This is a genomic window from Collimonas fungivorans Ter331, from assembly GCF_000221045.1.
GTDB lineage: Bacteria > Pseudomonadota > Gammaproteobacteria > Burkholderiales > Burkholderiaceae_D > Collimonas > Collimonas fungivorans_A.
In genome coordinates this window covers 4,565,333-4,584,302 of the sequence record NC_015856.1, presented here as the reverse complement: position 1 = coordinate 4,584,302, position 18,970 = coordinate 4,565,333, and the positions used below count along the sequence as shown (strand labels likewise).

The following is an 18,970-nucleotide window of genomic DNA, read 5'->3' as shown; positions in this document are numbered from 1 at the left end:
CCAAATAGCAAACAAATGAGCGGACAAATCATCGGCCTGCTGCTGGCCGCTGGCCGCGGCCAGCGTTTTGATCCGAGCGGAGCGCGCAGCAAATTGCTGCAGCCGTTGCCGACCGCTGACGGCCGGACGGTGCTGGCGACTGCTGCCGGCAATCTGGCGGCAGCCCTGCCCATATGTGTTGTCTTGCGCGGCGACGCCCCGGATCTGGCGGCGCAAGTTGCCGCTTACCCTTGGCTGCCATGCGCAACCGCCGATGACGGCATGGCGGCGTCCCTGGTATGTGGCCTAGAGCAGACCGCAGATGCCGCCGGCTGGATAATTGCCTTGGCCGACATGCCCTATGTGCAGGCGGCGACCATCCAGGCGCTGGCATCGGTGCTGCGTCAAGGCGCCGACATTGCGGTGCCGACCTGCCTCGGCCGGCGCGGCAATCCGGTCGGCTTCAGCCGCACGCACCTGCCGCAGCTGCTTGCGCTGCAAGGCGACCATGGCGCGCGCAGTCTGTTGCAGTCGCATCCTGTAGTTGAAGTGGCGGTGGACGACCCCGGCATCCACCAGGACATCGACACCGTCGCCGATATACGACAATCGACGGCCTGAAGCCGGCAATCCGCCGTTCTTTTCAGCGCCAGGCGACCGAGGCCGGGCCTGCCGGGCGCAATCCCGCTACACTATCGTCTTTTTGCGCAGGTGGTGTAGTGTTTCGTAGGTAATGAAACTTAATAAACGGCGTCTTTCCGCGCCATGCGTCGTTGCAAATCCTCGCGATAGTCCCGCTATCGCTCCGGTTTGCGCCTAGCCTGACACGAAAATCCCCCATTTCTTAAGCTCCATTACCTACGAAACACTACACTAGCTGTTCTCCCTGACGAAGCCTCCAGATGAATCCACATTTCCTGAACAAACGTATTATTCATTTACTTGGTTATGCCGGATTGATTCCGTTCGTGCTGCTGACGCTGGCGTGCTGGCTGGTCAATACTGACTGGCTGCGCGATTTTATCCGTGGCCAGCTGGCCTATGGCATCGCCGCGCTGTCTTTTCTCGGCGGCATACACTGGGGCGCGGTGGTGTTGCGGGCCGACCTCTCGGCTGACCATACAAAAAAGGCCTTGATCTGGGGCGTGGCGCCGACCAGCATCGCCTGGTTCTCGACCATGGCCGGCGGTTTCGGATTCGCCTTGCTGATTGCCGGATTTATCGCGGCTTACCAGGCCGACAAGCGCCTGTTCCCATGGTACGGCTTGCCGACCTGGTTCATTGAATTGCGTTTCAGATTGACATGTGTGGCGGTGGCGGCGCTGATGCTGACCGTGATTGCCGGTAACGTTCGAGGATAGAGATGAAAAAAAGTACTGCAAAATCAGGCGCCAAGTCGGCCCGCGGCGCTCTAAGCTACAGCATCATCGCAGCCGATCCTGCCGCCCATCTGTTTGCCGTTACCCTGAGCATTGCCGAGCCGGCTGCGGTGGGGCAGATCGTCGCCTTGCCGGCCTGGATCCCGGGCAGCTACATGATCCGCGAATTTGCACGCAATATCGTACAGATCCGCGCCGAGTCGAACGGCCGCAAGATCGTCCTCAAGAAACTCGACAAGCACTCCTGGCAGGCGGCGCCATGCGACGGGCCGCTGACCTTGCATTATCTGGTGTACGCATGGGACCTGTCGGTACGCACCGCGCATCTGGACCAGACCCACGGTTTTTTCAACGGCACCAGCGTATTCCTGCGCGCGGTCGGCCAGGAAAATGTACCGCACGTCGTGGATATCCAGCGTCCGCAAGGCGAAGCATATGAAGCCTGGCGCATCGCCACCGCGCTGCCGACGCTGAAAGCCAAGCGCGGCTTGTTCGGCAGCTATGTCGCCGCCGACTACGACGAGCTGATCGACCATCCGGTCGAAATGGGCAGCTTCCAGCTGGCGACTTTCAAGGCGCACGGCGTGCCTCACGAAATTGCAATCACCGGCAATGTGCCGAACCTGGACCTGGCGCGCTTGAGCGCCGACCTGAAAAAGATCTGCGAAACCCAGATCAGCTTCTTCGAACCGGCCGGCAGCAAGTTTGCCAAGCGCGCTCCGATGCAGCGCTACGTATTCCTGACGCTGGCGGTGGGCGACGGTTACGGCGGCCTTGAGCATCGCGCTTCCACCGCGCTGATTTGTGCGCGCGCCGATTTGCCGGTCAAGGGGCAGGCGGACATGAGCGACGGCTACCGCACCTTCCTCGGCCTGTGCAGCCATGAATATTTCCATACCTGGAACGTCAAGCGCATCAAGCCGGCGGCGTTCGCGCCGTATGACTTGCAGGTCGAAAATTACACGCCGCTGTTGTGGCTGTTCGAAGGTTTCACCAGCTACTACGACGACCTGATGCTGCTGCGCAGCGGCCTGATTGACCAGCCTGCCTATTTCAAGCTGATTGAAAAGACCATCAACGGCGTGCTGCTCGGCAGCGGCCGGCACAAACAGAGCGTCGCCGAATCCAGCTTCGACGCCTGGGTCAAATACTATCGCCAGGATGAAAACGCGCCGAACGCGATCGTCAGCTATTACACCAAGGGCTCGCTGGTGGCGCTGGCGCTGGACCTGACAATCCGCAGCGAGACCAAGGGCCGCAGGTCGCTGGACGACGTGATGCGCGCCTTGTGGCAAAGATACGGCCGCGATTTTTATGCCGGCAATGCCTTCAGCGGGCGCGGCGTCAGCGAGGCTGCGGTCGAAGCGCTGTTCGATGAAATCACCGGCCTCAAGCTGAAACGTTTCTTCGATCGTTATGTGCGCGCAACCGACGATTTGCCGCTGGCGAAATTGCTGGCGCCGACCGGCATCGTGCTCAACGATAGCCGCAAGCCGGGCAAACCTTCGCTTGGCGTGCGCACCGCGCGCAATGGCGGCGACTGCAAGCTGGCCAACGTGTACGAAGGCGGCGCTGCCCATCGCGCCGGTCTGTCGGCGGGCGACGTGCTGGTGGCGGTCGACGGCATCCGTGTGCCTAACAGCCTGGATGCGTTGCTGGCGCGTTACCGGGTTGGCGACAGCGTGGTCGTCCATGCTTTCCGGCGTGACGAATTGATGACTTTCCGTGTCAGGCTGCTGGCGGATAGCGCGCCACAAATCGGCTTGAAGGCGGAAGTAAAGCTGGTGCCGGCGCTGCGCACTGCATGGCTGGCCGGGCGCAGCGGACGTTAAGCGGGGGAATTGGAAAAAAGCCGGAGCAGTTGTCCGGCTTTTTTTAATCGGCTTTCAAGCCATTCCAGCGTGGCGTCAGCGTATGCTGGATGGCGAACAGATCGAGCACCCGTCCCAGGGTATGGTCGACCATTTCCGCGATGCTTTGCGGCCGGTGGTAAAACCCCGGCAGCGGCGGGAAGATGACGCCGCCCATTTCGGTGACGCTGGTCATGTTGCGCAGGTGCGCCAGGTTGAACGGCGTTTCGCGCACCATCAGGACCAGCCGCCGGCGCTCCTTGAGGACAACATCGGCGGCGCGCGTGATCAGGTTGTCGGACAGGCCGTTGGCGACCGAAGCCAGGGTTTTCATCGAACAAGGCGCAATGATCATGCCGTCCGACTGGAACGAGCCGCTGGCGATGGCCGCGCCGATATCGCGCACATTGTGCACCACATGCGCCAGCGCCTCGACTTGCTTGCGCCGCATCTCCAGTTCCTGGTGCAGGTTCAGCACGCCGGCGTCGGAAATCATCAGGTGGGTTTCGACGCCGGGCATGTCGCGCAGCAGTTGCAGCAGCCGCACGCCGTAAATCACGCCGGTGGCGCCGGTAATGCCGACAATCAGGCGGCGCGGCGGCCGGGTGTCTGCAGCTGGGCGGCTGGATGAGACCACGTAGGGTCTCAGGCGGTCAGCAAGGTTTTCAGTTCGCCGGAGTCAGACATCTCGTTCATGATGTCGGAGCCGCCGACGAATTCGCCGTTCACGTAGAGCTGCGGAATGGTCGGCCAGTTGGAATAATCCTTGATGCCTTGGCGTACGGTCGGGTCTTCCAGGACGTTGACGGTGACGATGTTTTCGGCGCCGTTAGCCTTTAACAGCTGGATGGCGCGGCCGGAAAATCCGCATTGGGGGAACTGCGCGGTTCCTTTCATGAACAGCACCACCGGGTTGCTGGTCACGGTTTCCTTGATCCACGCTTGTACATCGCTCATGGCAATACCTTAAAAAGTTTCAGAATACCGCCATTATATGAAAAAGGCCGCTGTGCTGCTGGTGAGACTGCGGCGGCGAGTGGCCGTGCGGCAAGATTTGACCGGGGTTGCCCGGCGGAAGCGCAGAACTGTGGTGAATTCCGCACTTGTCAAGAGATTTTGACGAAAGCGCCAAGTCCATGTACAATCTCAGGTTCTCCCGATTCCGCCCAGTGATTTCGTGCTTTTCCATCGCTGAATATGGTGTTTTAGGAAAGAAATTTTTTTAATAGTCTTCAATCATTTCGATGAGGTTTCATATGTACGCGGTCATAAAAACCGGTGGCAAACAATATAAGATTGTTGCCGGCGAAAAACTCAAAATAGAACAGATACCTGCAGACATTGGCACCGAACTCACTATTGATCAAGTGCTCGCAGTTGGCGCTGGTGACACCATTAAGTTTGGTGCACCGCTGGTCGAAGGTGCTACGGTGTCGGTTAAGGTATTGGCGCAAGGTCGCCACGATAAAGTCAAGATCTTCAAAATGCGTCGTCGTAAGCATTATCAGAAGCATCAAGGCCATCGTCAAAATTACACCGAAATTCAAATCGTTTCGATCAACGCTTAATTGCGTGGGTCGGCTTAACCAGATACCAGGAGTTCTAAATGGCACATAAAAAAGGCGGCGGCACTACGCGCAACGGCCGTGACTCAGAGTCAAAGCGACTTGGCGTCAAGGTCTACGGTGGCCAGGCGATCAACGCCGGCGGCATCATCATTCGTCAACGCGGCACCAAGACGCATCCAGGCGAAAACGTCGGCATGGGCAAGGATCACACCCTGTTCGCGCTGATCGACGGCAAAGTACAATTCGTAACCAAGGGCGCTACCCAGCGTAACTACGTTACTGTCGTAGCAGCTTAATTTTTTAAGCGCGTCGACACAGGCAAGGCGTCAGCCTTGCTGCGAAAGGCTCTGCCAGCTGGTGGAGCCTTTTTAGTTTCTGGTCGTAAAACACTGCCCAAGCTAACCGGAACACGCAGCGTGCCTATTCCGCTGGCGGCGAGTTATGCGTGAAGCAATGGCATTATTGCAATACAAGCTGCGGCCTAGGCTGCAACGATTGCCAAAAATCGGTAAAGTTACCTGTGGCTTTCAATAAGAATTTAACCTCCAACCTCATTAGGACCTTCGAATGAAGTTTATAGATGAAGCAAAAATCGAAGTCATTGCCGGCGATGGCGGCAATGGGGTTGCGAGTTTTTGCCGTGAAAAATTCCGCCCGTTCGGCGGCCCTGACGGCGGCGATGGCGGCGTAGGCGGCAGTATCTGGGCCGTGGCCGACCGTAACATCAACACCCTGGTCGATTACCGTTTCTCCAAGATGCACCGGGCCGGCCGTGGCGAAAACGGCCGCGGTTCGGATTGCTACGGCAAGGGCGCCGACGATATCAAGCTGCGCATGCCGGTCGGCACGCTGATCGTCGACGTCAACACCGGCGAAGCGATCGCCGACCTGACCGACCATGGCCAGGAAGTCTTGCTGGCCAAGGGCGGCGAAGGCGGCTGGGGCAATATCCATTTCAAATCCTCGACCAACCGCGCGCCGCGCCAGAAAAGCGATGGCAAGGAAGGCGAACGCCGCGAACTGCGGCTGGAGCTCAAGGTGCTGGCCGATGTCGGCCTGCTGGGGCAGCCGAACGCCGGTAAATCGACTTTCATCACCGCGGTGTCGAATGCGCGCCCGAAAATCGCCGATTACCCGTTTACCACGCTGCATCCGAACCTGGGCGTAGTCCGCGTCAGCCATGAAAAGAGCTTCGTGATCGCCGATATCCCGGGCCTGATCGAGGGCGCGGCTGAAGGCGCCGGGCTCGGCATACAGTTCCTGAAGCATTTGCAGCGCACCGGCTTGCTGCTGCACATCGTCGACCTGGCGCCGTTCGAAGACACGGTCGATCCGGTCAAGGAAGCCAAGGCGATCGTCAAGGAACTGAAGAAATACGACCAGTCGCTGTTCGACAAGCCGCGCTGGCTGGTCCTCAACAAGATCGACGTGATCCCGGAAGGCGAGCGCGTCAAACGCGTCAAGGACTTCATCAAGCGTTTCGGCTGGAAAGGCCCGGTATTTGAAATTTCCGCGCTGAACCGCGACGGCTGTCCTGAACTGGTGACGGAAATCTACGGTTACCTGGCAGAGAAACGCCAGCAGGAAACCCGCTCGGAAGAGACGCACATGGTGGTCGAAGCGCAAGCCATCCTGTCTATCGATCCGGACGATCCTCGCTTCAAGATACTCGACTAAGCCAGCATCCGGCACCGGTGGCTGCGGAGAAATCAATCTCTCTCGCCATCGGTCTATTTTTTTCCCGCCACCCTCGCCAGTCGCCGAGGCACGATAGATAAAAATATGAATTCCGTCATTCAAAAAGCCAAGCGCATCATCATCAAGGTCGGATCTTCCCTGGTAACCAATGACGGCAAGGGCCTGGACGCCGGCGCCATCGAAAAATGGGCGACCCAGATCGCCGAGTTGCGGGCGATGGGCAAGGAAGTGGTGCTGGTCAGTTCCGGCGCCGTGGCCGAAGGCATGCAGCGGCTCGGTTTCGACAAGCGCCCGACCAGCATCGACGAACTGCAGGCTTGCGCCGCGGTCGGCCAGATGGGCCTGGCGCAGATCTATGAAACCAGCTTCCGCGCCCACAACATACGCACCGCCCAGGTCTTGCTGACGCACGCCGACCTGGCCGACCGCGAACGCTACCTGAACGCCCGCTCGACCCTGTTCACCTTGCTGCGCTTCGGCGTGGTGGCGATCATCAACGAGAACGACACCGTGGTCACCGATGAAATCAAGTTCGGCGACAACGATACCCTGGGTGCGCTGGTCGCCAACCTGATCGAAGGCGACGCCCTGATCATCCTGACCGACCAGAAGGGTTTGTACACGGCCGATCCGCGCAAGGACCCGAATGCCGAGTTTGTGCATGAAGCCAAGGCCGGCGATCCGGCGCTGGAAGTGATGGCGGGCGACGCCGGCACCAGCATCGGCCGCGGCGGCATGATCACCAAGATCCTGGCCGCCAAGCGCGCCGCCACCTCGGGCGCCCATACGGTGATTGCCTGGGGCCGCGAAGATGCGGTGCTGACCAGGCTCGCCAGCGGCGAAGCCATCGGCACACAATTGAATGCGCAGACCGCGCAGCTCACCGCCCGCAAGCAATGGATGGCCGATCACCTGAAAACCGCCGGCAAGGTAGTGCTGGATGCCGGCGCGGTGCAAAAGCTGCGCAACGAAGGCAAATCCTTGTTGCCGATCGGCGTAACCGCCGTATCCGGCGAGTTCGGCCGTGGCGACGTCATTACCTGCACCGATGGCGACGGCCACGCCATTGCGCGCGGCATCAGCAATTACACCAGTTCGGAAGCGCGCCGCATCATGCGCCATCCTTCGGCGGAGATCCAGTCTATCCTGGGTTTTGTCGAAGAATCGGAATTGATCCACCGGGACAACATGGTCTTGCTCTAGGCGGTAAGACCGGCAGCTCCGGACAATAAAAAACGGCTCCGCAAATTGCAGGAGCCGTTTTTACATGCGAGCGGGGCGGGTCAGCTGCCCGGTTTGATCGGGCGGTTGCTGCGCAGCCTGCTGCGGATGTCCTCCACCTTGCCGGCTATCATGCCATCCTGGCAAAGAAAGTCCTTGGCCAAGGCTGCATGCTGGCGGTTTCCCGACGATTCGCTGATCTGCTTCCAGCCGCTCAGGCGCGCGCGCGACCAGCTGCCGTCTTTCTGGCCAAACGCATATGACTTGCTCTCATAGGTCTGGCAGCGGATGCCTTCGTAGCTGACGTTTTCAGCGCCGCCCTGGCTTTTGCTGACCAGCGTGTAGCGCACCACGCCGTCGCTGCCGGCCGATATCGAATTGACATCGATGAAAAAATTCATGGTGGCGGTCGGGCTGACATAGAACGACACCAGGTTGGCGGCTTGCGGCTGCGGCGGGATTTCGGTCTTGGCTTCTTGCCAGGATTTGCCGTCGTCGTAATCGTCATCGTCGGACATGCCTGAATTACTCGAATTCGCGCCGGCGCCGGGATTGAACGGGTCGCCGGCGGCGTGCACGTGGGCGGCGGCCAGCAGCAACAGGCTGGCAGCCAGCAGCTGCAGCATCTTGTTTGTGGCGGGGGGGAAACGCAAGGCGCGCAAGGCAACAGCCATAGAGGTACTCACTTCTTTTCGGGTTCGGCACAGGCCGGAGGGGATTGCGTCGCTGCGCGCGGCCCGTGGCCGGTGCGCAGGTGACGGGCGTGATGCGGCGCGTTTTGCAGCGGGCGCGTCAGGAAACGTGATAATTCTTGCAAGGCGCGCTGGTAGACATCCCGTTTGAATTCGATCACGACGTCCAGCGGCACCCAGTAATCATGCCAGCGCCAGGCGTCGAATTCGGGGTGTTCGGTGAGGCGCAGGTTGACGTCGCAGTCGCGTCCCACCATGCGCAGCAGGAACCAGATCTGTTTCTGGCCGCGATAATGGCCGCGCACGTCGCGCTTGATGAAATGGTCGGGTACCTCGTAGCGCAGCCAGTCGCGGGTGCGGCCGATGATCTTGACGTGTTCCGCCTTCAGCCCGATTTCTTCCTCGAGTTCGCGAAACATTGCCTGCTCCGGGGTTTCACCGTATTTGATACCGCCTTGTGGAAACTGCCACGAATGTTCACGCACGCGCTTGCCCCACCAGACTTCGTTCTGGGTGTTGAGCAAGATAATGCCGACGTTCGGGCGAAAGCCTTCACGGTCAAGCATGTTGTTACCTCAAAACTTTCTGCGGCCAGGCGGCTCTACTGCGCATTTTGCTAGATGTTCTGCTAGATTCCTTGCTTGCCGTCAACATTGCGGGACAGGTCCATGCAGCCGCCGTGGTTAGGCGTAAAGCTCTGTCCTCGCCCGGTCAGGCGCGCAATCTGTCCTTGCCAGTAACAACAATGGCCAGAACATCAATCAATTGTGCAAAGAGTAGGCGCATCAGCCAGCTAATCCTTTAAAATTGAGTTGATTATAACCCTCTCTTTTTAAAAAGAATTCATCGTTATGCGCGCCTCCCGTTTTTTTATCTCCACGCTCAAAGAAGCTCCATCCGACGCAGAAATCGTCAGCCACAAACTGATGATGCGCGCCGGCATGATCAAGCGCATCAGTTCCGGCATTTACACCTATATGCCGATGGGTTTGCGCGTGATCCGCAAGGTGGAGAGCATCGTGCGCGAAGAGATGAACCGTTCCGGGGCGGTGGAATTGCTGATGCCGGTGGTGCAGCCGGCCGAACTGTGGCAGGAAACCGGCCGCTGGCAGAAATACGGCGCCGAACTGATGCGCGTCAAGGACCGTCACGGCCGAGACTTCATCATCCAGCCGACTTCGGAAGAAGTGATTACTGACATCGCTCGCACTGAATTACGCTCTTACCGCAAGCTGCCGGTGAATTTTTACCATATCCAGACCAAGTTCCGCGATGAACGCCGGCCACGCTTCGGCTTGATGCGCGGACGCGAATTCACGATGAAAGACGCCTATTCCTTCGATCGCGACCTGGATGGCCTGAAACAGTCCTACCAGATCATGTACGACGCCTACGTCCGGATTTTCAACCGCTTTGGCCTGCAATTCCGGGCGGTGGCGGCCGACAACGGCGCCATCGGCGGCACCGGTTCGCATGAATTCCACGTCATCGCCGCTACCGGCGAAGACGCCATCGTGTATTGCCCGAACTCGGATTACGCCGCCAATATGGAAGCGGCCGAGTCCCTGCCTTTGTATCCGGCCCGCGGCGCGGCGACCCAGGCGCTGACCAAAACGGCGACGCCGGGCAAGGCCAAATGCGAAGCGGTAGCCGAGCTGCTGCAGCTGCCTTTGACGCAAACCATCAAGTCGATCGTCCTGACTGTTGAAAAAGAAGCAACCGACAAAGAGCCGGTAAGCAAGGTGGTCTGGCTGCTGATGCTGCGCGGCGACCATGAACTCAACGAAATCAAGGCCAACAAGATTCCCGGCCTGGCCGGTTATCGTTTTGCTACCGAACAGGAGATTGTCGAGTACTTCGGCACGCCGCCAGGCTATCTGGGGCCGGTCAATACCAAGAAGCCGGTTACCGTTGTAGCGGATGTCACTGTCGCCAACATGCATGACTTCGTCAGCGGCGCCAACGAAGTGGATTTCCACTACACCGGCGTCAACTGGGGCCGCGACCTACCCGAGCCGATGGTGTTCGATATCCGCAATGTGGTGGAAGGCGACCCTTCGCCGGACGGCAAGGGCGCCCTGGCGATCTTGCGCGGGATCGAAGTCGGCCACGTGTTCCAGCTGGGCACCGCCTATTCGGAATCGATGAAAGCGACTTTCCTGGACGAGAACGGCAAGCCGCAGATGCTGCAGATGGGATGTTATGGAATTGGCATCACACGCATCCTGGGCGCCGCGATTGAACAGAATTTCGACGACAAGGGCATCATCTGGCCGACCTCCATCGCCCCGTTCGAAGTAGTCCTGTGCCCTATGGGCTATGACCGCAGCGAAGCGGTCAAGGCCGAGACCGACAAGCTGTACGACACCTTGCTGGCTGCCGGCGTCGACGTCATCCTGGACGACCGCGGCGAGCGCCCGGGCGCGATGTTCGCCGACTGGGAGCTGATCGGCGTGCCGCACCGGGTGGTGATCGGCGACCGCGGCCTCAAGGATGGCCAGCTGGAGTACCAGGGACGGCGCGATACCGAGGCAACTACGGTGCCGCTGGCGGAGGTGGCAGGCTTCATCAAGGCTCGCCTGGTTTCCCAATAACAACAGATTTGCGGCGGATTGGTTTTTTGCGCCGTTTTCTTTGTATACTCTCCCCAAAATAAAAGTGTATTTTGGGGAGTATCGATTGCGCTGGTCTCGTTGGCTTGGCTTGTTGCCCATGTTGTTGCTGCTCTGCAGCATGGCGCAGGCCGGAAATCAAAAAGAAGAAGAGCTGGCGGATTCGGTACGCCTGGCTTTGTCGCGCGCCATCAACGACGCCCGCCCCCCAAAAGCCCAGTTCTCCGAAATCGACCAGCGCATCCAGTACCTGTACTGGCTGGGCGAGATGTCGGAACGCCTGAAGAAGAAGCTGCCGGATGCGCAGGTGCGCATCGAATTCCTGGAAACCGCCTGGTATGAAGCCAAGCGCGCCGGCCTTGATCCCGGCATGGTGCTGGGCCTGATCCAGGTCGAATCGGCATTCCGCAAGTACGCGCTGTCCAGCGTCAGCGCCCATGGCTACATGCAGGTGATGCCATTCTGGACCCGCGTGATCGGCGATGCCGACCGCAGCAAGCTGTTCAACATGCAGACCAACCTGCGTTACGGCTGTTCGATCCTGCGCATGTATATCGACATGGAAAAGGGCAACCTGTACCTCGCGCTCGGCCGCTACAATGGCAGCCGCGGCCGTCCCGAATATCCCAACGCCGTGCTGGCAGCGTGGAAACGCTGGGAATACAAGGACGACCTGCCGATCCATACGGTATCCGCACGCAAGTAACACTTCCTTGGCCAACGGCCGCCGCGCAGCAAGCTCACAGCTCCTCCTTCCTCCCTTTGATTGACCCGGCATTGCACGGGTCAATCTTCCGTCGCGCCTTTTCTGAGGATCCATGCTCTTTCGTCATCAGCATGTAATAACTTCTGGTTACAGTTGTTACACATTATTACAAATGACTGCATGTTTATGATTGACAACACGGAGCGATGAATGAAATTACGTATTTTGATTGCCGCCGCCACGGGAGCCATGGCGCTGGCAGGATGTAGCGGTTCCAGCAATCCGCTGGTAGAGACGCCGGTCGAGCGGCCTGAAGTCAAGCCGGGCAAGAATGTCATCTTCTTCCTGGGCGACGGCATGGGCATCACCACCATGACTGCCGCCCGCATCTACAAAGTGGGCGAAGAGGGCGACCTGACCATCGATACCCTGCCGGAAAGCGGTTTCGTCACTACCTATTCCAACGATGCCCAAGTGACCGACAGCGCACCGTCGATGGCGGCCTACATGACCGGCGTCAAGGCGAACAACGAAGTGATTGCCATGTCGGCCAATACCAGCGCCCGCGACGCCGGCGGCAAAAGTTATGTCAACGGCGCCGACAGCACCTGCCCCGCCGGCAACGGCACGCCAGCCGACACTCTACTGGAGATCATGAAGGCCAAGGGTTACAGCACCGGCGTCGTGACCACCACCCGGATCACGCATGCGACGCCGGCGGCGACTTATTCGCATATCTGCCACCGCGACGGCGAAAACAATATCGCCGCGCAATTGACGCCGAAGGGCGCCGGCTTCAACAGCAAGCTGAGCGATGGCGTCGACGTCATTTTCGGCGGCGGCCGCCGTCATTTCCTGCCGAAAGCCGACGCCGACAGCAAGCGCAGCGACAGCCGCGACCTGGTGGCGGAATTCAAGGCGGCCGGCTATACCTACGCTAGCAACTTTGCCGAGTTCGACAAGATCGGCGCGGCGACGCCGAAAGTGGTCGGCCTGTTCCACAAAGACCACATGACTTACGACCTGGACCGCGACGCCGCCAAGGAACCGAGCCTGGCGCAGATGACAGGCAAGTCGATAGACCTGCTGAACAGCAAGAAAACTGGCTTCTTCCTGATGGTGGAGGGCGGCCGCATCGACCATGCTTTGCACGCCACCAACGCGCGCCGCGCATTGCAGGAAACCGTTGCTTTCGACGACGCGATCAAGGTCGCGCTGGACAAGATGCAGCAAGTCGATCCGGGTTTGAAAAACACTCTGGTGGTGGTCACTGCCGACCATGACCACTCGATCCTGCTGAACGGCTACGCCAAGCGCACCGGCAAGACCACCAGCAGCGAGCCGGGCGTGCTCGGCCTGGTGAAAAATGTCGCTACCGGCCAGCCTGAACGCGATATCAACAACAACCCTTACACCGTGATCGGTTTCGGCAACGGCCCCAACCACCTGGCCACGCGCGGCGCGTTGTCCGACATGCAGGTGGCTGACAAGGACTACATGCAAGAGTCGGTGATCCCGACCGAAGCCGGCGGCGAAACCCACGGCGGCACCAATGTCTTTATCGGTGCGCAGGGACTGGGGGCCGAGAATATCCGCGGCGTGCTCGACAACACCGAAGTGTTCGGCCTGGTGAAAAAAGCTGTCGGCCTGTGATGCTGCTTCGAATTTACCGAACGAATTTGCCAAAGATAGACAAAGGTACAGACCATGATTAAACCAGCTAGCAAGCAATTCCAGCGCCGGATCTACCAATGCGCCGCACTATGCGCGTTGACGCCGCTGTCTTTACTCTTCACCGCGAACGTCATGGCGGCCGACGCTGCCGCCGCGAAAAACGTCATCTTCTTCCTGGGCGACGGCATGGGCCCGGTGACTGTCACCGCGGCGCGCATCTACGGCCATGGCGAAGCAGGGCGCCTGACCATGGAGACCTTGACCCGCACTGCGCGCGTCAAGACCTTCTCGCTGGATGCCCAGACCACCGACAGCGCACCATCGATGGCGGCGTACATGACCGGCGTCAAGATGAAGAACGATGTGATTTCCATGTCTTCCGATACCAATGCCTTCGACGCCAACGGCAAGCCGTATCAAGTCAAGGCGGATTCCACTTGCGTGGCCGGCAACGGCCAGCCGGTGCAGACTTTGCTGGAGCTGGCCAAGGGCGCGGGCAAGGCGGTTGGTGCAGTCAGCACCACCCGCATCAGCCATGCGACCCCGGCCACAACGTATTCCCACGTCTGCAACCGCGATGCTTACAACACCATCACCGAACAGGCGACACCGGGCGCGGCGCGCTACAACACGGCGCTGAAGGATGGCGTCGATGTCTTGCTGGGCGGCGGCTTGCGGCATTTCCTGCCGAAGAGCACGGCGGGCAGCCAGCGCAACGACGAGCTCGATGCGCTGGGCATGTTCAAGGCGGCGGGATACACCTACGTCGCGTCGGGCAGCGAACTGAAGAACGTCAATCCGGCCGGCGTCAGCAAACTGCTGGGCTTGTTCAGCGCCAGCGACATGGATTACGAACTGGACCGCGTCAAGAAAAACCTGAACCAGCCGAGCCTGGCCGAGATGACTGAAAAAGCCATCGGCGTCCTCAAGAAAAATCCGAAAGGCTATTTCCTGATGGTGGAAGGCGGCCGCATCGACCATGCCTTGCACGGCACCAACGCCAAGCGCGCACTGGAAGATACCCTAGCTTTTGACGCCGCGATCAAGAAGGCGCTGGAGCTGGTCGACCTGAAAGACACCTTGATAGTGGTGACCGCCGACCACGACCACGCGATCGGCTTCAATGGTTATCCCAAGCGCGGCAATCCGATCCTGGGCAAGGTCGCCAACTACTACGACGGCAAGCTGGCGCTGGCGGCCGACGGCAAACCCTACACCACGCTGGCGTTCGGCAACGGCAGCGCGCCGCGCCGCCCGGAAGACGCTGACCTGACCAATGTCGATACCGAAGCCGATGACTACCTGCAGCAGGTCGGCGTGCGTTTTGCCGGTTCGCCTGGTTCGGAGACGCACGGCGGCGGCGACGTGATGCTGTTCTCGGCAGGCGCCGGCAGCGACAGTTTCAAGGGCACGTTTGAAAACATCAAGGTGTTTGGCAAAGTGAAAAACGCACTTGGCTTGTAATCCTTTTTTTAGTAATACCGATGCCGCCATCGCAATGATGGCGGCAATTCTTTTGGTGGAAAAATGATTTTATTGAAAAAAATCGCAGGCAATGCCGGCAAGCTGATGGCCGCGCTGGTCCTGCTGTCGCCGCTGCCGGCGGTGCTGGCGGCTGTCAATGCGCCTGAGCAGAACCTGCAGGTGCAGCACTATTCGATGGTATTGGGACGTGACGGCGTCAAGCGCGAAACGACATTCACCGAGCGCCTGTACCGGCGCAGCGACCAGGTATGGACCGAACGCCTGACTGGCGCTGAAACGGCGGCCGGAACCGCGGACGCCGCCGATCAGCGCGATCACAGCGGGCACAATCATCCGGATGCCGGCAGTTCGCCGATGTGGGTACGCCGCCTGGCCGACGGTTCGCTCGATGCGCGTTTGATCGAGCGGCACCAGCGCCGCACCGTCAAGGTCGATCCCCAGTATTACGGCAATATCGGTTTCAATGGCAACTGGGGCAGCACGTTTTACCTGAGCGATCCGCAGAGTCTGAAAAACATGCGCGCCGTCGGTCCGGCCAAGGACGGCGTCCAGCTATACGAAAGCAAGCGCGGCGAGTTGACGGTGCGGGTCAGCTGGGACGTCAAGGGCCAGTATCCGCGCCTGGTGGAATCGTTCGACGCGCATGGGATGGCGCGCCGCCAGACCGCGGTCAGCGTGATCGCCGCGCCGCCGGTGTTGCCGTGGAAGACACTGGCCGGTTATGCGGAAATCGACTACTCGGATCTGCTCGACTAAAATCCTGGATTCTGCGGATACAAAAACGCCCGCGTGATGCGGGCGTTTTTGTTTGGCACTCAGGGCGGCGGGTTGGACAAAATCCAGCTAGGCCCTAAGCATTATTTCAAGTGGTCGGAAATGAGTTTGGTCATTTCAAACATCGACACTTCTTTTTTGCCGCCAAAGACAGCTTTCAGTTTTTCATCAGCAATGATATTGCGTTTGTTTTCCGGGTTCTGCAGCTTGTGCTTCTTGATGTATTCCCAAACCTTCTTGGTGACTTCAGTGCGTGGCAGCGGTGTCGCGCCAACGACAGCAGCCAGGACAGCTGACGGCGTCAATGCTTTCATGAATGCTGCGTTAGGCTTGCGCGCTACTTTCGGAGCGTCGGCTTTTTTTACTGCAGGCTTGGCTGCCGCTTTGACCGGAGCTGCTTTTGCTTTGGTCGCTGCTGGCTTCTTTGCTGCAACTGCTGGTTTTTTGGCTGTGGCCATCTTTGAGCCTCCTTCAGGGATAGTGAAAAAATGCGTCAAGCACGCATCGCTAATAGTGTTGCGCTTTTCCTGGCGATGCAAGCGTTTTTTACGGGTTTGTGCGGGATTTGATACGGAAGCGGAACGTCCCGCATGGCAGGGAAACGCCCGGTTGGCGGGCTTTTGCGGCGGGTTGCCGGAATCCGGGGAAGGTAACAAATGCCTGGCGCCGCCGGCCGGCAGCTTCCCGCAATCGTCGTAAATTGACGAAAAGCCTTGCAAGTCAATGACTTGCAAGGCTTTTCAGGGTACGACGAGAGTGGCGGCGCGGTGTTTAGCGCATGCCCGGCATCATGCCTTTCATGCCGCGCATCATTTTCATCATGCCGCCGCCTTTGAGTTTTTTCATCATCGACTGCATTTGGTCAAATTGCGACAGCATGCGGTTGACTTCCTGCACCTGGACGCCGGCACCGACGGCGATGCGGCGTTTGCGCGAAGCCTTGATCAGCTCCGGCTTGGCCCGTTCCTGAGCCGTCATCGAGTTGATGATGCCCTCCATCCGGCGTACCTGTTTCTCTGCCTGGTCCATATTGGCGCCGCCCGCAGCCTGCTGGAACTGCGCCGGCAATTTGTCCATCAGGTTGGACAAGCCGCCCATTTTTTTCATCTGGCCGAGCTGCGCCTTGAAATCGTTCAGGTCGAATTTGCCGCCGCCCTTGATCTTGTGCGCCAGGTCCTTGGCGGCGGCGACGTCGACGCCTTTCTGGGCTTCTTCGACCAGCGCCAGGATGTCGCCCATGCCGAGGATGCGGTTGGCCATGCGGGTCGGATCGAAGGCTTCCAGGCCGTCCAGCTTTTCCGCGGTGCCGGCGAACTTGATCGGCTTGCCTGTGATATGCCTGACCGACAGCGCCGCGCCGCCGCGCGCATCGCCATCCAGTTTGGTCAGCACGATGCCGGTCAGCGGCAGGGCGTCGCTGAAGGCCTTGGCGGTATTGATGGCGTCCTGGCCGAGCATGGCGTCGACCACGAACAAGGTTTCGATCGGCTTGACGGCGGCGTGGATGGCGCTGATTTCCTTCATCATCGCTTCGTCGATGCCGAGCCGGCCGGCAGTGTCGATGATCAGGACATCGTGATAATGGCGCTTCGCGTAGTCGAGCGCAGCCAAAGCGATCTCGACCGGCTTGTCGGTGGTGGCGGTGGGGAAGAAGTCGGCGCCGACCTGGGCGGTCACGGTCTGCAGCTGGCCGATGGCGGCCGGGCGGTAGACGTCGGCCGAAACAGTCAGCACTTTTTTCTTCTTTTGTTCGCGCAGGTATTTGGCCAGCTTGCCGACGGTGGTGGTTTTACCCGCACCCTGCAAGCCCGCCATCAGGATGATCGCCGGCGGCTGGGTAGCGAAATTCAGCTGCGAGGCCTCAGGGCCGAGGTCGGCCCCCATCAGCGAAGCCAGTTCGCGCTGCACCACGCCGACCAGGGCCTGGCCCGGGGTCAGCGATGCAATCACTTCTTCGCCCAGCGCTTTTTGCTTGACGTTGGCGATGAACTCGCGCACCGCCGGCAAGGCGACGTCGGCTTCCAGCAAGGCCAGGCGCACTTCGCGCAGCATGTCGGCGGTATTGGTTTCGGTAAGGCGCGCTTCGCCGCGCATGGTTTTGACGACTTTGGCGAGGCGTTGGGTCAGATTGTCGAGCATGGGTATGCAGTGTTTCCAGAATAGGTGCAATAGGCCAATCCGAATCAGTTTGTGCGTGAATATCGTCTAAATAAACACACTAATTCGCATTAAAAATGAAACATGATGACGCTTGTAACTGACCATTTTACCTGATGCAGACCAAAATCGATGCCGTTGGCCAGCAGGCTCCTTGTAGTCAGGACTCATTCTTGCAAAGTTGCGTTCCATTCAAATAGAAATGAATGATGTGAAAGATGCAAGAAAATGATGATTGTCACCAAATGGACTGCATCGTATAGGGGAAGTGGCGCTTTTATTTAGCGCTGACATCGAAAGCGTACAGTCGAGAAAGATGGCGGGGTATGATTTAAGCATCGCAAACTCAGGGAAATCGAATGTCAGGGAATTTAGCTTCCGAGGCTGATCGTTTGGCGGTATTGATTGATGCTGACAATGCCAGTGCGGCAATTGCCGATGGGCTGCTAGCTGAAGTGGCTAAGTATGGCGTGGCCAGCGTCAAGCGCATTTATGGCGACTGGACCGATAACCGGCTGGGAAGCTGGAAAGAATGTCTGTTACGCAACTCGATCCAGCCAATTCAGCAATTTGGTTATACCAAGGGCAAAAACGCCACTGATAGCGCGATGATTATCGACGCCATGGATTTGTTGTATACCCGCCGTTTCGACGGTTTCTGCATCGTTTCCAGCGATAGCGACTTTACTCGGTTGGCGTCACGGATTCGAGAGGATGGCTTGCAGGTCTATGGCTTCGGCGAGCGTAAGACGCCGCAACCCTTTGTTGTGGCCTGTCACAAATTCATTTATACCGAGCTGCTGATTATGGCAGAAGCTGAAGGCGTAGCCGAAATTCCGGGAAAGAGCAAAGCCGGCAATGAGCTACGGCAAGATACCCGGCTGTTGCGGTTGTTGCGTAGTAGCGTCGAGGCCGTCTCCGACGAAGATGGCTGGGCGCAACTTGGCCCGGTGGGTAGTCATATAGCTAAGCAAGCCCCCGATTTTGACGTGCGCGAATATGGGTTTTCCAAGCTGAGTGGCCTGGTCTCCGCGACCGAACTATTTGATGTGACGCAGCGGACCTTGGCGAACAATAAATCGGCTACCTATATTCGTGACAAGCGTAAAAAATGAATGAGCAGAAGACAAGCCGTGGACCTTCGGCGCCATACTTGGCCCGGATGCTGAAGGTTG

At 59.0% G+C, this 18,970-nt stretch carries 19 protein-coding genes; 13 read left to right on the top strand and 6 right to left on the bottom strand.

Annotated features, from left to right (window positions below; all coding sequences use genetic code 11):
• Positions 1-15 precede the first annotated feature (15 nt).
• The 3 genes from CFU_RS20325 (at position 16) to CFU_RS20315 (ending at position 3,190) form a co-directional block, all read left to right on the top strand.
• On the top strand, positions 16-600 hold the full coding sequence (locus CFU_RS20325) for a nucleotidyltransferase family protein (protein ID WP_041742546.1): 585 nt from the start codon (positions 16-18) through the stop codon (positions 598-600).
• Between the two features lie 281 nt (positions 601-881).
• A complete protein-coding gene (locus tag CFU_RS20320; RefSeq protein ID WP_014007878.1) occupies positions 882-1,340 on the top strand; it encodes a DUF3429 domain-containing protein in 459 nt (152 codons plus the stop codon).
• Positions 1,341-1,342: 2 nt separating this feature from the next.
• Positions 1,343-3,190, top strand: a complete 1,848-nt coding sequence (locus CFU_RS20315; protein WP_014007877.1) for a M61 family metallopeptidase — start codon at positions 1,343-1,345, stop codon at positions 3,188-3,190.
• Positions 3,191-3,233: 43 nt separating this feature from the next.
• Here CFU_RS20315 and CFU_RS20310 read toward each other — a convergent pair whose 3' ends face one another.
• Positions 3,234-3,845, bottom strand: coding sequence for a UbiX family flavin prenyltransferase (locus tag CFU_RS20310; RefSeq protein ID WP_014007876.1), 612 nt, complete (start codon positions 3,843-3,845; stop codon positions 3,234-3,236).
• An 8-nt stretch (positions 3,846-3,853) separates the two neighbouring features.
• Positions 3,854-4,165 (bottom strand): Grx4 family monothiol glutaredoxin, encoded by a 312-nt coding sequence (gene grxD / locus CFU_RS20305; RefSeq protein ID WP_014007875.1) that lies wholly within the window; start codon positions 4,163-4,165, stop codon positions 3,854-3,856.
• A 299-nt stretch (positions 4,166-4,464) separates the two neighbouring features.
• On the opposite strand from grxD, the gene rplU reads away from it, so the two are divergent.
• From rplU to proB, 4 genes are all read left to right on the top strand, one after another.
• Complete coding sequence (rplU, locus tag CFU_RS20300; RefSeq protein WP_038493216.1) at positions 4,465-4,776, top strand: 50S ribosomal protein L21; 312 nt, start codon at positions 4,465-4,467, stop codon at positions 4,774-4,776.
• A gap of 38 nt (positions 4,777-4,814) precedes the next feature.
• Positions 4,815-5,072: a 50S ribosomal protein L27 gene (gene rpmA / locus CFU_RS20295; RefSeq protein WP_014007873.1), complete on the top strand. Its 258-nt coding sequence runs from the start codon at positions 4,815-4,817 to the stop codon at positions 5,070-5,072.
• Between the two features lie 271 nt (positions 5,073-5,343).
• Positions 5,344-6,453 carry a GTPase ObgE gene (gene obgE, locus CFU_RS20290; RefSeq protein WP_014007872.1) on the top strand — a complete coding sequence of 370 codons (1,110 nt, stop codon included), beginning with the start codon at positions 5,344-5,346 and terminating at the stop codon, positions 6,451-6,453.
• A 105-nt stretch (positions 6,454-6,558) separates the two neighbouring features.
• Positions 6,559-7,677: a glutamate 5-kinase gene (gene proB, locus CFU_RS20285; protein ID WP_014007871.1), complete on the top strand. Its 1,119-nt coding sequence runs from the start codon at positions 6,559-6,561 to the stop codon at positions 7,675-7,677.
• An 80-nt stretch (positions 7,678-7,757) separates the two neighbouring features.
• Here the strand turns inward: proB and CFU_RS20280 are convergent, their stop codons facing one another.
• Both CFU_RS20280 and CFU_RS20275 read right to left on the bottom strand, forming a co-directional pair.
• Positions 7,758-8,381 (bottom strand): CNP1-like family protein, encoded by a 624-nt coding sequence (locus CFU_RS20280; RefSeq protein WP_014007870.1) that lies wholly within the window; start codon positions 8,379-8,381, stop codon positions 7,758-7,760.
• Positions 8,378-8,953: an RNA pyrophosphohydrolase gene (locus CFU_RS20275; protein WP_014007869.1), complete on the bottom strand. Its 576-nt coding sequence runs from the start codon at positions 8,951-8,953 to the stop codon at positions 8,378-8,380. The genes CFU_RS20280 and CFU_RS20275 overlap by 4 nt, the downstream gene beginning before the upstream one ends.
• A gap of 285 nt (positions 8,954-9,238) precedes the next feature.
• On the opposite strand from CFU_RS20275, the gene CFU_RS20270 reads away from it, so the two are divergent.
• The 5 genes from CFU_RS20270 to CFU_RS20250 all read left to right on the top strand — a co-directional run bounded on the left by CFU_RS20270 (position 9,239) and on the right by CFU_RS20250 (position 15,620).
• Positions 9,239-10,981, top strand: a complete 1,743-nt coding sequence (locus tag CFU_RS20270) for a proline--tRNA ligase (RefSeq protein WP_014007868.1) — start codon at positions 9,239-9,241, stop codon at positions 10,979-10,981.
• Between the two features lie 118 nt (positions 10,982-11,099).
• Complete coding sequence (locus tag CFU_RS20265; RefSeq protein WP_050808669.1) at positions 11,100-11,705, top strand: lytic transglycosylase domain-containing protein; 606 nt, start codon at positions 11,100-11,102, stop codon at positions 11,703-11,705.
• Between the two features lie 210 nt (positions 11,706-11,915).
• On the top strand, positions 11,916-13,358 hold the full coding sequence (locus tag CFU_RS20260; protein WP_014007866.1) for an alkaline phosphatase: 1,443 nt from the start codon (positions 11,916-11,918) through the stop codon (positions 13,356-13,358).
• A 54-nt stretch (positions 13,359-13,412) separates the two neighbouring features.
• Positions 13,413-14,843, top strand: coding sequence for an alkaline phosphatase (locus CFU_RS20255; protein WP_014007865.1), 1,431 nt, complete (start codon positions 13,413-13,415; stop codon positions 14,841-14,843).
• Positions 14,844-14,915: 72 nt separating this feature from the next.
• Positions 14,916-15,620: a hypothetical protein gene (locus tag CFU_RS20250; protein ID WP_148264906.1), complete on the top strand. Its 705-nt coding sequence runs from the start codon at positions 14,916-14,918 to the stop codon at positions 15,618-15,620.
• 101 nt (positions 15,621-15,721) lie between these two features.
• Here the strand turns inward: CFU_RS20250 and CFU_RS20245 are convergent, their stop codons facing one another.
• Both CFU_RS20245 and ffh read right to left on the bottom strand, forming a co-directional pair.
• On the bottom strand, positions 15,722-16,096 hold the full coding sequence (locus tag CFU_RS20245; RefSeq protein WP_041743727.1) for an SWIB/MDM2 domain-containing protein: 375 nt from the start codon (positions 16,094-16,096) through the stop codon (positions 15,722-15,724).
• A 313-nt stretch (positions 16,097-16,409) separates the two neighbouring features.
• Positions 16,410-17,777 (bottom strand): signal recognition particle protein, encoded by a 1,368-nt coding sequence (gene ffh, locus CFU_RS20240; protein ID WP_041742543.1) that lies wholly within the window; start codon positions 17,775-17,777, stop codon positions 16,410-16,412.
• Positions 17,778-18,154: 377 nt separating this feature from the next.
• Between ffh and CFU_RS20235 the strand changes: the two genes are divergently transcribed.
• Complete coding sequence (locus tag CFU_RS20235) at positions 18,155-18,910, top strand: NYN domain-containing protein (protein ID WP_014007861.1); 756 nt, start codon at positions 18,155-18,157, stop codon at positions 18,908-18,910.
• Positions 18,911-18,970: the final 60 nt, after the last annotated feature.